General features: G+C 74.6%; 13 protein-coding genes. 6 read left to right on the forward strand and 7 right to left on the reverse strand.

The genetic code is table 11. The features are described from left to right. Positions 1-7: 7 nt before the first annotated feature. Positions 8-955: an EamA family transporter gene (locus tag ACZ42A_RS15795; RefSeq protein WP_468527763.1), complete on the reverse strand. Its 948-nt coding sequence runs from the start codon at positions 953-955 to the stop codon at positions 8-10. Positions 956-1,073: 118 nt separating this feature from the next. Here ACZ42A_RS15795 and ACZ42A_RS15800 point away from each other — a divergent pair, with 118 nt between their 5' ends. Beyond that, on the forward strand, positions 1,074-1,604 hold the full coding sequence (locus ACZ42A_RS15800; RefSeq protein ID WP_468527764.1) for a MarR family winged helix-turn-helix transcriptional regulator: 531 nt from the start codon (positions 1,074-1,076) through the stop codon (positions 1,602-1,604). Positions 1,605-1,694: 90 nt separating this feature from the next. Here ACZ42A_RS15800 and ACZ42A_RS15805 read toward each other — a convergent pair whose 3' ends face one another. Next, positions 1,695-2,339: a dihydrofolate reductase family protein gene (locus ACZ42A_RS15805; protein ID WP_468527765.1), complete on the reverse strand. Its 645-nt coding sequence runs from the start codon at positions 2,337-2,339 to the stop codon at positions 1,695-1,697. Between the two features lie 59 nt (positions 2,340-2,398). After that, entirely contained in the window at positions 2,399-3,913 is a 1,515-nt protein-coding gene (locus ACZ42A_RS15810) for an FAD-dependent monooxygenase (protein WP_468527766.1), read from the reverse strand. Positions 3,914-4,041: 128 nt separating this feature from the next. Between ACZ42A_RS15810 and ACZ42A_RS15815 the strand changes: the two genes are divergently transcribed. Beyond that, entirely contained in the window at positions 4,042-4,617 is a 576-nt protein-coding gene (locus tag ACZ42A_RS15815; protein WP_468527767.1) for a TetR/AcrR family transcriptional regulator, read from the forward strand. 118 nt (positions 4,618-4,735) lie between these two features. Here ACZ42A_RS15815 and ACZ42A_RS15820 read toward each other — a convergent pair whose 3' ends face one another. The 3 genes from ACZ42A_RS15820 to ACZ42A_RS15830 form a co-directional block, all read right to left on the reverse strand. Further along, a complete protein-coding gene (locus ACZ42A_RS15820) occupies positions 4,736-5,017 on the reverse strand; it encodes a hypothetical protein (protein ID WP_468527768.1) in 282 nt (93 codons plus the stop codon). Positions 5,018-5,113: 96 nt separating this feature from the next. After that, the gene (gene malQ, locus ACZ42A_RS15825) at positions 5,114-7,219 is read right to left on the reverse strand and encodes a 4-alpha-glucanotransferase (protein ID WP_468527769.1); all 2,106 of its coding nucleotides are present in this window, start codon (positions 7,217-7,219) and stop codon (positions 5,114-5,116) included. Further along, positions 7,220-7,447 (reverse strand): hypothetical protein, encoded by a 228-nt coding sequence (locus tag ACZ42A_RS15830; protein ID WP_468527770.1) that lies wholly within the window; start codon positions 7,445-7,447, stop codon positions 7,220-7,222. Between the two features lie 233 nt (positions 7,448-7,680). On the opposite strand from ACZ42A_RS15830, the gene ACZ42A_RS15835 reads away from it, so the two are divergent. From ACZ42A_RS15835 to ACZ42A_RS15850, 4 genes are all read left to right on the forward strand, one after another. Beyond that, positions 7,681-10,680 carry a beta-N-acetylglucosaminidase domain-containing protein gene (locus ACZ42A_RS15835; protein ID WP_468527771.1) on the forward strand — a complete coding sequence of 1,000 codons (3,000 nt, stop codon included), beginning with the start codon at positions 7,681-7,683 and terminating at the stop codon, positions 10,678-10,680. 103 nt (positions 10,681-10,783) lie between these two features. Then, a complete protein-coding gene (locus ACZ42A_RS15840; RefSeq protein ID WP_468527772.1) occupies positions 10,784-11,317 on the forward strand; it encodes a PadR family transcriptional regulator in 534 nt (177 codons plus the stop codon). After that, complete coding sequence (locus ACZ42A_RS15845) at positions 11,314-12,024, forward strand: ABC transporter ATP-binding protein (RefSeq protein WP_468527773.1); 711 nt, start codon at positions 11,314-11,316, stop codon at positions 12,022-12,024. Before ACZ42A_RS15840 ends, ACZ42A_RS15845 begins: the two co-directional genes overlap by 4 nt. Then, positions 12,021-13,370 (forward strand): FtsX-like permease family protein, encoded by a 1,350-nt coding sequence (locus tag ACZ42A_RS15850; protein WP_468527774.1) that lies wholly within the window; start codon positions 12,021-12,023, stop codon positions 13,368-13,370. Before ACZ42A_RS15845 ends, ACZ42A_RS15850 begins: the two co-directional genes overlap by 4 nt. Positions 13,371-13,449: 79 nt before the next feature. Here ACZ42A_RS15850 and ACZ42A_RS15855 read toward each other — a convergent pair whose 3' ends face one another. Beyond that, positions 13,450-13,986, reverse strand: a complete 537-nt coding sequence (locus tag ACZ42A_RS15855; protein ID WP_468527775.1) for an HNH endonuclease — start codon at positions 13,984-13,986, stop codon at positions 13,450-13,452. Between the last annotated feature and the right edge of the window lie 29 nt (positions 13,987-14,015).

A 14,015-nucleotide genomic window follows, 5' to 3' on the forward strand; every position in this document is an offset into this window, starting at 1 on the left:
GGTGGATCTACCGTCGCAGCGTGGAACCTGTCGCGTCCATCGAAACTTCTCGATGGCTCTTTTCAGCAGAACTGAATGATTGCGCGACCGGGACCGTCTTCCGGGTGCTCGTCGTGAGCTGCCCGGCCACCGTCGCCCCGAAGGCCAGCACCATGCCCGCCACCTGCACCGGCGTCAGCGCCTGCCCGAGCGCGGCCCAGCCGACGACGGCCGCGGTGAGCGGGGAGAGCGGACCGAGGAAGGTGACCTGGGTGGCGGTGAGCCGGCCGATGCCGCGGAACCAGAGCCAGTAGGCGACGGCGGTGTTGGCCAGGGCGAGGTAGAGGTAGCCCCCGATCGCCGCGCCGTCCAGGGCGGGCGGCGCGCCCTCGACGAGGAGGGCGACCGGGGCGATGAGCAGGCCGCCCGCGGTGAGCTGCCAGCCGGTGAGCGCCAGCGGGCCGATGCCGCCCGGGCGGCCCCAGCGCTTGGTCAGGACGGTACCGGCGGACATGGAGGCGGTGGAGGCGAGAGCCGCCAGCACCCCGATCGGGTCCAGGGCCCCGGCCGCCTTCAGTACGACGAGACTGACGCCGAACGCGGCGACGATCGCGGTGAGCACGGACCGGGTGGCGGGCCGCTGCCCCAGCAGCAGGGCGGAGAGCCCGATGACGAACAGCGGGCCGACCGAGCCCACGACCGCGGCCATGCCGCCGGGCAGCCGGTACGCCGAGAGGAACAGCAGCGGAAAGAAGGCGCCGATGTTCAGCGCGCCCAGCACCGCCGCCTTGCCCCACCAGATGCCACGCGGCAGCACCCGGGCGAGGGCGAGGAGCAGCAGCCCGGCGGGCAGGGCCCGCATGAGCCCGGTGAACAGGGGGCGGTCCGGCGGCAGGAACTCGGTGGTGACGGCGTAGGTGGTGCCCCAGGAGACGGGGGCGAGGGCGGTGAGCAGGACGGTCGCGGACCGCTTCATGGCGGACCCCTTCGATGGACGCTAAGGATTCAGCTCGACGCTAAGTAGCTTAGCGCTAAGCAAGTTTCCGTCAAGCTACTTTCTTGCGGCCGACCGAACGGGCACGGATACTCCTGCCATGACGCAGAGCCCGGAGAGCCCGCAGAACGCCCCGACCAAGCCCGCGCCCGACGCGGTGGACGCGATCATCGAGCAGTGGGCAGCCGTACGCCCCGACCTGGACACCCGCGCGATGGAGGTCTTCGGCCGTATCCACCGGCTCTCCCGCGCGATGGGCGACCGCGCGGAGAAGACGTACGCCCGCTTCGGCATCTCCCGCGGCGAGTTCGACGTCCTGGCGACCCTGCGCCGCTCCGGCGAGCCGTACACCCTCTCCCCCCGCCAGCTCGCCGCCACCCTCATGCTCACCACGGGAGGCATGACCGGCCGCCTCGACAAACTCGAACGCGCCGGCCTCCTCCGCCGCTCCCCGGACCCCCACGACCGCCGCGGCCTCCAGGTCACCCTCACCGCCGAGGGCCTCTCCCTGACCGAGGAGGCAGTCGGCGCGGGCCTCGCGACCCAGACGGAGGCCCTGTCCGCCCTCACGGACGAACAGGCCGGCCAACTGGCGGATCTGCTGCGGCAGTTGCTGGCGGGTACCGCCTAGCGGAGGGCGGCGTCAGGCTCTCGGCCACCGTCCAGGAAGCCTGGGCGTCGGGCTTCCCCGCCCAAGCCCGATGGCGTGCGGCTCGGCTCGTCACTTTCGCCAGAACAGGTGGTGGGTCACGCCGCTCGGGCTGGGCACGACCTCCAGGTGGAAGCGGTCGCGCAGCTCGTCGGGGGACTCCCAGAGTCGTAGTCCGGATCCGAGCTTCACCGGCGAGACCGCCACGTGCATGGTGTCGACGAGGTCGGCGTCCAGGAACTGCCGGATGGTGGTGACACCGCCGCCGAGTCGGACGTCCTTGCCCTGCGCCGCCTCCCGCGCCTGCTGGAGGACCGTGGCCGGGTCGCCGTCGACGAAGTGGAACGTGGTGTCGGAGAGCGTGAACGAAGGACGCTTGTGGTGGGTCAGGACGAACACCGGGGTGCGGAAGGGGGGCTCCTCACCCCACCAGCCGCGCCACTCGTGGTCCGTCCAGGGCCCGCGCTGGGGCCCGAACTTGTTGCGGCCCATGATCTCGGCGCCGATGTTGCGCGCGTAGTCCCGGGTGAAGTAGTCGTCGAGGCCCCGGCTCCCCCCGGGATCGGTGCGCATCGGCCAGCTCGCCGTCGCACCGGCCCAGGCGAACAGCCTTCCGGGGTCGGGGTGGCCGAACGGATGCTCGAGGCTCTGGTCCTCACCGGCGCCGATCCCGTCACTCGAGACGTTGAAGTTCTGGACCCTCAGTAGCTGAGCCACGTGTTCCTCCTGAGTGAGTTGCCGACTGCGGTGGTGAAGACTCCGCGAGTCGGGAAAACTCATCGCGGCAGCTGGTCGGCGCGGCCCACGTGTGTCACGAGCGCCGCCTCCACATCCGCCGGGCCGGCCGCCTCCGAGGCCCACGCCGCGTAGCCGTCCGGGCGGACCAGGAGGGACGTGCGGCGGGTGCTCGTCCAGCGGGCGGTGGCCAGGCGGTCCTTGCGCGCGGACCCCGGCTCGTACGGGTCCGGGGTGATGAGGACCCAACGGCCGCCGCGCAACGCCTCGTAGAGGCGGGTGCCGTCGGCGAGGCGGATGTCGGGGACGCGCCTGCCCGTCAGGGGGTGGGAGCCGCGGGGTGCCGGGTAGCGGTAGCCGATGCCGGTGATCTGGCCGAGGGCCTTGCGGCGGGCCGGAGAGGAGATGCCGATGAAGGTGGTCATGAGGGCGCGGAGCACCAGGGCCACCGGGCGCCTCGCCATGGCGAGCCGGAGGATGCCGCCGCTGCTGCGCAGCACCGTCTTGCCGATGGGGTGGCGTTCGGAGTTGTAGGTGTCGAGGAGGTCCGGGTCCGCGTGGCCGTGGAGCACCTGGGCCAGCTTCCAGCCGAGGTTGGCCGCGTCCTGGAGGCCCGTGTTCATGCCCTGGCCGCCCGCGGGGCTGTGGACGTGCGCGGCGTCCCCGGCGAGGAAGACCCGGCCCACGCGGTACGTGGGCGCCTGGCGTTCGTCGCTGTGGAAGCGGGACAGCCAGCGGGGGTCGTGCATGCCGAAGTCGTCGCCGAGCGCGTGGCGGGCGATCTGCCTGATCTCGTCCAGGTCGACGGGGGTGTCGTCGGGGACGTTCCGGCCGCGGTGCCAGGCGGCGACCCGGTGGTAGCCGTCGCCGAAGGGCGCGACGAGGGCGAAGGCGTCGCCGACGGCGTTCGCGGTGATCAGGTCCGCGTGCTCGGGGGCGAGCCGGACGTCCGCGAGGACGATGGAGCGGATGACCGAGCGGCCGGGGAAGGGCAGGCCGATCGCGTCGCGGACGACGCTGCGCAGGCCGTCCGCGCCGACCACGTATGCCGCGCGCAGTGATCCGGGGCGGCCGTCCGGGTCCTTCACCTCCACCGTCACGCCGGTCGCGTCCTGGGTCAGGCCCGTCACCTCCGTCTCGTAGCGGAAGTCCGCTCCCGCCTCCACCGCCCGCCGTTCCAGGGCCTTCTCCACCTCGTACTGCGGGATGACCAGCAGGTGCCTGAAGCGGGAGGGGAGGGCGCTCAGGTCGATGGTGAGGTCGCCGAAGAGGCGGAGGCGGTCGAGGGGGCGGCCGATGGCCTCCAGGTCGTCGGCCAGCCCTCGGGCGTCGAGTTGTTCGAGGGTGCGGGCGTGTACGGCGAACGCTCGGGTCAGGTTGCTGATCTTGTGAGGGCGCTTTTCGAGGACGGTGACGGGGATGCCGGCGGTGGCGAGGTCGCCGGCGAGGAGGAGGCCGGTCGGGCCCGAGCCGACGACGATGACCGACGGTGCGGTGCTGGGGGTGATGCGGTTGGTGCCGCCCGTGGTGCCTTCTGTGCCAGTGGTGCCGTTCATGGTGGCCTCCTGGATGCCAACGCCCGTTGGTCAACGTCTGTTGGTCAACGCTTGTTGGCAACCGTAGAACGCCGGGCGAGCACAGTCAACGCTTGTTGGCCAACACGTGTTGGCCTACGCTCGTGGGCATGGCCGAGACCGACACTCCCCGAGCCCGCCGCTCCGACACCACCCGCACCGCCATCCTCGACGCGGCCCGGGAGCGGTTCGCCGCCGACGGCTACGACCGCGCCACCATTCGCGCCATCGCCAAGGACGCGGGCATCGACCCGTCGATGGTCATGCGCTACTACGGCAACAAGGAGGGCCTGTTCGCGGCGGCCGTCGCCGTCGATCTCCGGCTGCCCGACCTCACCGCACTCCCCCGCGCCACCGTCGGCCGGGCCGCGGCGGCCCACTTCCTCGACGTGTGGGAGGGGAACGAGGTGCTGACCGCCCTGCTCCGGGTCGGCGTCGCCCATCAGGCCGGGGCCGAGCGGATCCAGGGCATCTTCCGCGAACAGCTGCTGCCGGTCGCCCGCCAGCTCTGCCCGGACCCCGAGCAGGTGCCCGCCCGCGCCGCGCTCGTCGCATCGCAGCTGCTCGGCCTCGCGCTCACCCGGTACGTGCTGCGCATCCCGCCCGCCGTGGACCTGACCCGCGAGGAGATCGTGGTGTGGCTGGCACCCACGCTCCAGCGGTATCTGACCGCACCCAGCCCCTGACACGCAAAACACACCAAAAACACGCCGAGGGCGCCGACCTCGCCTACGTACAGCGAACACGCGTACGTACGACGAGGTCGGCGCCCTCGGTGGAACGTGTGGAACGTAGGGGGGCCGGTCAGGCCTTCGTCTGGGCCGTCGCCTTGGTCCTGATGTTCTTGGTGGTCACCCGGTGCTCTTCCTTCGACCGGTCCAGGACCATCACCAGGCCCGCGATGACCGCGAAGATCACGATCGGGGCGATGACGAACCAGCCCAGCGTCTCGATGACGCTCAGGCCCGGGCCGGGGTCGTCACCGTCGTCGCGGGTCAGCGCGCTCGCGGGAGACGACATGAGCAGCATCATCAGCGTCGTACCGGCGGCCAGGGCGCCGGCGCGCAGGGCGTTCTTGTTGTCCACGGTCCCAAAAGTAGCGAACGCCCGTGAGCACCGCGCGCCCGGGGTGCCGTACGAGAGGCCGGGCGCCGTCACGAGCCCCGCCGCGCCCCCACCGCGTCACCGTCCGGCATCCCCCCGCAACACCTCCACCAGCGCCCGCAGCCGCGCCGAGCCCGCCAGCTCCTCCAGCGTCACCGGCCGCCCCTGCGCGTCCGCGATCGGCAGCCGCCAGTTCGGGTACTGGTCCCAGGTGCCCGGCAGATTCTGCGGGCGGCGGTCGCCGACGCCGTCCGGCAGCCAGACGCCGATCATGCGGGCCGGAGTGCGCAGCAGGAAACGGTGCACGGCCTGGACCTCGGCCTCCTCCGACGCCCCGTCCGTGCCGCCGCCGGTGCCGGGGAGCAGGCCGAGCCGGGAGAGATACGCCAGCCACTCCCCCGTGTCCGCCGCCGCCTCCGCGCGCTCGTCGGCGAGCGGGCGGGCGAGCAGGCCCAGCCGGTCGCGCAGGTCGACGTGTTCGCCGGTGAGCCGGGCGGCGGTGGGCGGCAGGTCGTGAGTGGTGGCGGTGGCGAGGCAGTCGGCGCGCCAGGATTCGGGCGGCAGGGGGCGGCCGTCGCCGTCCCAGTCGCGTTCGAACCACAGCACGGACGTGCCGAGTACTCCGCGCTCCCGCAGCCGTTCCCGCACCCCCGGTTCGACGGTGCCCAGGTCCTCGCCGATCACCACCGCCCCGGCCCGGGAGGCCTCCAGGACCAGGACCGCGAGCATGGCCTCGGCGTCGTAGCGGACGTAGGTGCCCTCGGTGGGGGGCAGTCCCTGGGGCACCCACCACAGGCGGAACAGGCCCATGACGTGGTCGACGCGCAGGGCGCCGGCGTAGCGGAACAGGGCGCGCAGCAGGGAGCGGTACGGCGCGTAGCCGGACGCGGCGAGGCGGTCCGGGCGCCAGGGCGGCAGGCCCCAGTCCTGGCCGCGCGCGTTGAAGGCGTCGGGCGGTGCGCCGACGGACATGCCGGCGGCGAAGTAGTCCTGCTGGGCCCAGGCGTCGGCGCCGCCGGGGTGCACGCCGACCGCCAGGTCGTGCACGATCCCGACCGGCATGCCCGCCTCGCGGGCGGTGCGCTGGGCAGCGGTGAGCTGGCTGTCGGTGAGCCAGGCGAGGCGGCAGTGGAGGTCGACGCGGTCCATCAGGTCGGCGCGCGCCCGGGCGGTCTCCGGTGAGCGGGGGTCGCGCAGCCCGGCGGGCCAGCGCTGCCAGTCGGTGCCGTACACCTCGGCGAGGGCGCACCAGGTGGCGTGGTCCTCCAGGGCCTGGCCCTGTTCGGCGAGGAAGTCGCTGTAGGCGGCCTGCCGGCCGGGGCCGAGCGGGACCGCGCACAGCAGTTCCAGCGCCTCCCGCTTCAGCTCCCACACCGCGTCCCGGTCGATCAGCTCCCCCTTGTCCAGCACCGCCTCCCGCAGCCGGGCGGCCCGCTCGGGCAGGGCCCGCAGCCGCTCGCCGTCGGGGCCGCAGAGGGCGTGGGCGTACTCGGGGACGTCCTCGATCCGCAGATGGACGGGGTCGGGGAAGCGGCGGGAGGAGGGGCGGTACGGGGAGGGGTCGGTGGGGGCGCCGGGTACGGCCGCGTGCAGCGGGTTGACCTGGATGAATCCGGCGCCGAGGGCGCGGCCCGCCCAGGCGGTCAGCTCGCCGAGGTCGCCGAGGTCGCCCATGCCCCAGGAGCGCCGGGAGAGGAGCGAGTAGAGCTGGACGAGCAGGCCGTAGGAGCGTCCGGGCGGGCTGGGCAGCCGGGCCGGGGCGACCACCAGGTGGGCCTCGGCGGTACGGCCGTCGGGCGCGGCGGCCGTGAGGCGGTGCACGCCGGGCGGCAGTTGCTCGGCGGCGGTGTGCGTCTCGCCCTGCTCGGTCTCGACGCGCAGCCGGGTGCCGGCGGGCAGCGCGGCGAGGGCCTCCGGCGCGGGGCCGCCGCCCCAGCAGACCACCGTGGGCGGCAGCAGCCGCTCGGTCAGTTCCCGCCGCCGGGCGGCGAGCGCGGCGCGGACCGCCTCGGGGCTGCCGGCGTCGACGCCGAGCGCGCCGAGGGCGCGGACGACGGCGGCGGCGGAGGCGGCGACCGTGCGGTCGGGGGCCGGGCGGTAGGAGGTGGCCACGCCGTGCAGCTCGGCGAGCCGGGTCAGCTCCTCCCCCGGGAGCGCGGGGTCGGCCGGGCGGGGCGCGCTCATCTACGGCCTCGTGGAGTCGGCGTCCGGGGCGGCGAGCGGGGGCTCGCTGGTCAGGGGTTCGGCGTCGGGGAGCGGGGGTTCGCTGGTGAGGGGGGCCTGGGCGCAGGTGCCTTCGGCGCTGAAGGCGCACAGGTGAGGCTCGGGGCCCGGCTGGTGCGGCAGGTCGGCGGAGAGCTCCGCCGTACGTTTGGACAGGGCCGTGAGGAGCAGATGTGCCGATGCGGCCACGGTGACCTCCATGTCGGTTGCGGCGTTCAGCGGGTCACCGCAGCCCTACCCAGTGAGCGCGTCGGCAGACGCCTGGATGACGAACAACGCACTTCTCGTCACATTCCACGCCGACCCACCCTCACAAGATTCCGGCAATCCAGACATGACGGCCACCCCCGTTGACACCCCCACCCTCGGATGGTGGGCTCGGTCACCCGTGAGCGAGGGCGACCGAGACCGAGGAGGGGCCCGTGCAGCTGCGGCGTGGAAGGGGCGGCGCGGCCGCGCTCGCGTTCGCCGTCGTCGCCGGAACCCTGGGCAGCGCCCCGGCCGCCGTAGCGGCCCCGCCCGCGCCCGGCACGGCCGCGCGGACGCCGGAGTCGGCGTCCCCCGGCCTCTCCGTCTGGCCCCGCCCGCAGTCGCTGCGCGCCACCGGCGCCCCGGCCACGGTCACCGACGAGGTCGCGCTGGTCACCGACGGATCGGCCGAGCCGTCCGACCTGGAGGCGCTGCGCGCGGTGCTGCGGGAGGCGGGGGCGCGCCGGATCGCGGTGCTCACCGCGAGCGACCCACTGCCCGCCGGCGCGCTGGTGGTGCGCGCGGGCGCGGAACCGGCGCGCACCGGCGACCGGCAGGCGCTGCCCGCCGGCGGGTACCACCTGACCGCCGGCCCAGACGGCGTCACCCTCTCGGGCGTGGGCGAGGACGGCCTGTTCCACGCCGTGCAGACGCTGCGGCAACTGGTGCGCCCCGACGGCACGATCGCGGGCGCGGAGGTCCGCGACTGGCCCGGCACCGCCGTACGCGGCACCGCGGAGGGCTTCTACGGCACCCCGTGGACGCACGAGCAGCGGCTGGCGCAGCTGGACTTCATGGGCCGCACCAAGCAGAACCGTTACCTGTACGCCCCGGGCGACGACCTCTACCGGCAGGCGCGCTGGCGGGAGCCCTACCCGGCGGCGCGGCGCGCCGATTTCCGGGAGCTGGCGGAGCGGGCGCGCCGCAACCACGTGACGCTCGGCTGGGCGGTGGCGCCGGGCCTGGCGATGTGCTTCGCGTCGGACGCGGACGTACGGGCGCTGACCCGCAAGCTGGACGCGATGTGGGCGCTGGGTTTCCGGGCGTTCCAGCTCCAGTTCCAGGACGTCAGCTACAGCGAGTGGCACTGCGAGGCGGACGCGGAGCGCTTCGGCTCGGGCCCCGAGGCGGCGGCGCGGGCCCACGCGCGCGTGACCAACGCGGTGGCCCGGCACCTGGCGGAACGTCACGCCGGTGCGGCGGCCCTGACCCTGATGCCGACCGAGTACTACCAGGACGGCGCCACCGAGTACCGGCAGGAGCTGGCGGGCGCGCTGGACCCGGAGGTGGCGGTGGCGTGGACCGGCGTCGGGGTGGTGCCCCGCACCATCACCGGCCGGGAACTGGCCACCACGCGGGAGGTGTTCCGGCATCCGCTGGTCACCATGGACAACTACCCGGTCAACGACTACGCGCCCGGCCGGGTCTTCCTCGGCCCCTACACCGGCCGCGAGCCGGCCGTCGCGACCGGCTCGGCGGCCCTCGTCGCCAACGCGATGGAACAGGCCACGGCCTCCCGCATCCCGCTGTTCACGGCCGCCGACTACGCCTGGAACCCGCGCGCCTACCGCCCCGGGGAGTCCTGGCGGGCCGCGATCGACGACCTCGCGGGCGGCGACGAGGACCGCAGGGCCGCGCTGGCGGCGCTCGCCGGGAACGACGCGTCCTCGGTGCTGGGCGGGGAGGAGTCGGCGTATCTGCGGCCGCTGATGGCGGAGTTCTGGCGCACACGCGCGGGACGCGACGCGGGCGGCACGGGCGCGCAGGGCGACGCGGGCGGCACGGGCGCGCGTGGCGGCGGCAACGGCACCGCCACGCGGAGCGACGACAACGGCACGCGCGCGCGGGGCGGCGCGGGCGACCGGAGCGCCGAGGAAGCCGAGGACGCCGAGCGCCGGCTGCGTGCCGCGTTCACGGTGATGCGCGAGACCCCTGACCGCCTCGCCCGCACCGCCCTGGCCACCGAGGTCGCCCCCTGGAGCGAGCAGCTGGCCCGCTACGGCGAGGCCGGCACCACCGCGCTCGACATGCTCCGCGCCCAGCGCGCCGGCGATCCCGCGGCGGCCTGGACGGCGTACCGCGCCCTCGGCGGGCTGCGGACCCGGCTCGCCGCCTCCCGGGTGACGGTCGGCGAAGGGGTGCTGGACCCGTTCCTGGCGCGGGCGCAGCGGTCGTACGAGGCCTGGGCGGGCCTGGACACCGAGCCGGACGCGAACCCCGGCGACCCCGCCGACGGCCGCACGGTCCGCTTCCCGCAGCCGCGCGCGCTCAGCGCGGTGACCGTGCTCACGGAACCGGGCACCACCGGGACGGTCGAGGCCCGGGTGCCGGGCGAGGGGTGGCGCCCCTTCGGCACCCTGGACCCGTCCGGCGCCACGGAACTGACCGTCCGGCTGCGCGCCGACGCCCTGCGCGTGACCGGCCCCGCGCCGTCGCGCGTACGGCATCTGGTGCCCTGGTACGCCGACGCGCCCGCCGTGTCCCTGAAGACGGAGCGCGACGAGGTGGACGCCGACATCGGCGGCACCCGGCGGATCGGCGTGAAGCTGGCCTCGCTGCGGCCGCGGGAGGTGCGCGGGCGGCTCACCGTCCAGGCGCCGAAGGGCATCGACGTACGGGTCGCCGAGGGCGTGCTGGCCCTCCCGCGCGGGACGGCGGTGGAGGTGCCGGTCGAGGTACGTGTCCCACGCGGGGCGCCCGCCCGGTCGTACGACGTCACGCTGGCGTTCGGCGGGGTGACCCGCACGGTCACCGTCCGCGCGGTGCCGCCCACCGGCGGCCCCGACCTGGCACGCACCGGCACCGCGCGGTCCTCCGGCGACGAGACGCCCGACTTCCCGGCGTCCGCGGCGAACGACGGCGACCCGCGGACCCGCTGGTCGTCCCCGGTGGAGGACGGCGCCTGGTGTCAGGTGGAGCTGGCCCGGCCCGCGCGGCTGGGGCGGGTGGTGCTGCACTGGCAGGACGCGTATCCGTCGGCGTACCGGATCCAGGTCTCGGCGGACGGCCGCCGCTGGCGCACGGCGGCGACCGTGCGCGACGGGCGCGGGGGCCGGGAGGAGCTGCGGATGGACGAGCGCGACGTGCGGTTCGTGCGCGTCCAGGGCGACAAGCGGGCCACGCGGTACGGCTATTCGCTGTGGTCGGTGGAGGCGTACGCGGTCCGGGACTGAACCTCTACGGACCACCCCACGGGCGCCCCCGCGCGCCGCGCCCCGGAAATTTTTCGCCGCCCACTATTCACTCAGTACATGTACCGAGTGCATAATGATCTACATGAGCACCCGCCACATTCTGCTCGGGCTGCTCGCCGCCGGTCCCAGCCATGGCTATGACCTCAAGCGACGGCACGACGAACGCTTCCCGCAGGCCCGCCCGCTGGCCTACGGGCAGGTGTACACGACCCTGCAACGGCTGGTCCGCGACGGACTGGCCGAGGTCGACGGCACCGACGCCGACGGCGGCCCCGAGCGCACCCTGTACCGCTCCACCGAGGAGGGTGCGGCCGAACTGGCCCGCTGGGCGGGAGAGATCACGCCGCCCGCGCCCTTCGTCGCGAACGAGATCTTCGCCAAGGTCGTGGTCGCGATCCTCACCGGCGGCGATCCCGAGCGCTATCTGCGCGACCAGCGCGCCGCGCACATGGCGCGGATGCGCGACCTCACGGCGGTGAAGACCGCCCCGGGCGCCGATCTGTCGACGGTCCTGTCCGCCGACTACGCCCTCACCCACCTCGACGCCGACCTGCGCTGGATGACGACCACCGCGGCCCGGCTCACGTCCCTGACCGCGGAGGTAGACCACAGATGACGGCCGACAACAGCACCGCACCGCTGCTCGCGGCGCGTGGCCTGGTCAAGGCGCACGGCAGGACGGAGGCCCTGCGCGGTGCCTCCGTCGAACTGGCCGCCGGCGAGATCCTGGCCGTGACCGGCCCGAGCGGCAGCGGCAAGTCGACGCTGCTGCACTGCCTGGCCGGGATCGTCCGCCCCGATCAGGGCGCGGTGAGCTACGGCGGCGAGCGCGTCGACCAGCTGCCGGAGGCCCGGCTGAGCGAGCTGCGGCGCACCGAGTTCGGCGTGGTGTTCCAGTTCGGGCAGCTGATCCCGGAGCTGACCGCGCTCGACAACGTGGCGCTGCCGCTGCTGCTGGCCGGGCGCGGCCGCAAGGAGGCGCACACGCGGGCCGGGGAGTGGCTGGAGCGGTTCGGGGTGCGCGGGCAGGAAGGGCTGCGGCCCGGTGAGCTGAGCGGCGGGCAGGCCCAGCGGGTCGCGCTGGCGCGGGCCCTGGTGACCGGCCCGAAGGTGGTCTTCGCCGACGAGCCGACCGGCGCGCTGGACTCGCTCGCCGGGGAGCAGGTGATGACCGCGCTGGCGCACGCCGCCCGCGAGTCCGGCACCTCCGTCCTGCTGATCACGCACGACGCGCGGATCGCGGCGTACGCGGACCGCGAGGTGACCCTGCTCGACGGCGCCGTGGTCGCCGAGGGCGCGGACGCGCTGGGGGTGACCCGGTGAGGAGCGATCTGCGGCTGGCCCGGCTGCTGGTGACGGGCTCGGACCGGCGCGAGTGGTGGCGGATCGCGCTCACCGCGTTCGGGGCGCTGCTGGCGACCGGGTTCGCCCTGGCGGCGGCGGTGCTGGCGTCCCTGGACGGCAGCTACCACGTGTCCGTGGGCAACGGTCTGCTCGACCGCCCCGGCGAGCGTTCCGGCGTGATCGTCGCCCTGCTTCTGCTGCTCATCCCGGTGTTCGGGTTCCTCGGGCAGTGCGCGCGGATCGGCGCCGTCCACCGGGACCGGCGGCTGGCCGGGCTGCGGCTGGCGGGGGCCACGCCCTGGCAGGTACGGCGGATCGCGGCGGCGGAGACCGGGCTGGCCTGTGCGCTGGGCTCGGCGGTCGCCACCGTCTTCTCGGTGCTGCTCCTGCTGGGCGAGTGGAGCCGGCCGCCGGTCCTGGCGTGGGCCGGGATCGCGGTGGTGGCGCTCGCCGTGCCGGTGGTGGGCACCCTGGTGAGCGTGTTCGCGCTGCGCCGGGTGGTGGCCTCGCCGCTGGGCGAGGTGCGCCGGGTCCGGGTGCAGTCCCGCCCGGGGCGGATGTTCCTGCTGACCGCGCTGCTGTTCGCGGCCGTGGCGGCCGGCTCCTGGTACCGGATATCCACCGGCCCGCGGCCCGGCGGCCCGGAGGTCCCCCTCACGTTCCTCGGCGCCGTGGCGATGGTCGGCATGGCGGCGGTCTGGCTGGCGGGCGCCGGCTCGCGGCTGACCGGCCGACTGCTGGCCGCCCGCACCGACGACCCGGCGGTGCTGATCGCGGCCGAGCGGCTGCGCGACGACCCCTGGGCGACCGCCCGCGCCCATGCGGCGGTGCTGCTGGTGACCGTCGTCGGCACCGGATTCGTCGGCGTCCGGCGGGTGTTCGTCGAGGTGCTGGAGTCGGACAAGAGCCTGTCCGAGAACGACGCCTTCTACACCACGGGCCTGAACCTGACCGCCGCCGCCATCGGCGTCGCCCTGCTGATCACCCTGTTCGCCCTCGCCGTCGGCACCGCCGAGTCCCTGGCCAGCCGCCGCCGGGGCCTGGCCGCGCAGGCCGCCGCCGGGGTGCCGCAGACCGTGCTGGGCCGGGCCATGCTGCTGGAGACCGCGCTGCCGCTGGCGCCGGCGGTGCTGCTCGCCGGTCTCGGCGGGATGGTGATCGGCACCGGGTACGCCTGGATCAGCGACGACGGCGCCGGCCGGACGGTGCCGTGGGCGGCGCTGCTCGTGCCCGTCGCCGTCTACGTGACCTGCCTGCTGGCCGCGGCGACCTCGCTGCCGCTGCTGCGCCGCTCGGTGCGGCCGGGCGAGCTGCGGTACGTCTGAGCGAGGCGGGCAGCCCTGCGGGACCGGGGTGGACGGGGGTCTCCCCGGTCCCGCACGGGATATGCGAAGGCCCGGATCGTCAGGCGGAAATGCCGTCGATCCGGGCCAGGGCGTCGTCCGCGCCGAACGGCCGCAGGTACGGCAGCCAGCGCGGGTCCCTATGGCCGGTCCCGATGATGCGCCAGGCCAGGCCGGTGGGCGGAGCGGGTTTGTGGCGCAGCCGCCAGCCGATCTCGGTCAGGTGACGGTCGGCCTTGACGTGGTTGCAGCGACGGCAGGACGCCACCACGTTGTCCCAGACGTGCTTGCCTCCGCGCGAGCGCGGGATGACGTGGTCGACGCTGGTTGCGACGCCACCGCAGTACATGCACCGGCCCCCGTCACGGGCGAACAGCGCCCGGCGGGTCAGAGGAACGGGCCCCCGGTAGGGAACCCGTACGAATCGCTTGAGCCGGACCACGCTGGGTGCGGGGACAGAGACGGTCGCGCTGTGCAGATAGGCGCCGGACTCCTCGAGGCATACGGCCTTGTTCTCGAGGACGAGGACGAGCGCGCGGCGGAGCGGTACGACGCCGAGGGGCTCGTACGACGCGTTGAGGACCAGGACATGCGGCACGGATGCCTCCTTGTACGCCGGCGGCGCGT

The sequence above is a fragment of the Streptomyces sp. NPDC030838 genome, assembly GCF_055572035.1.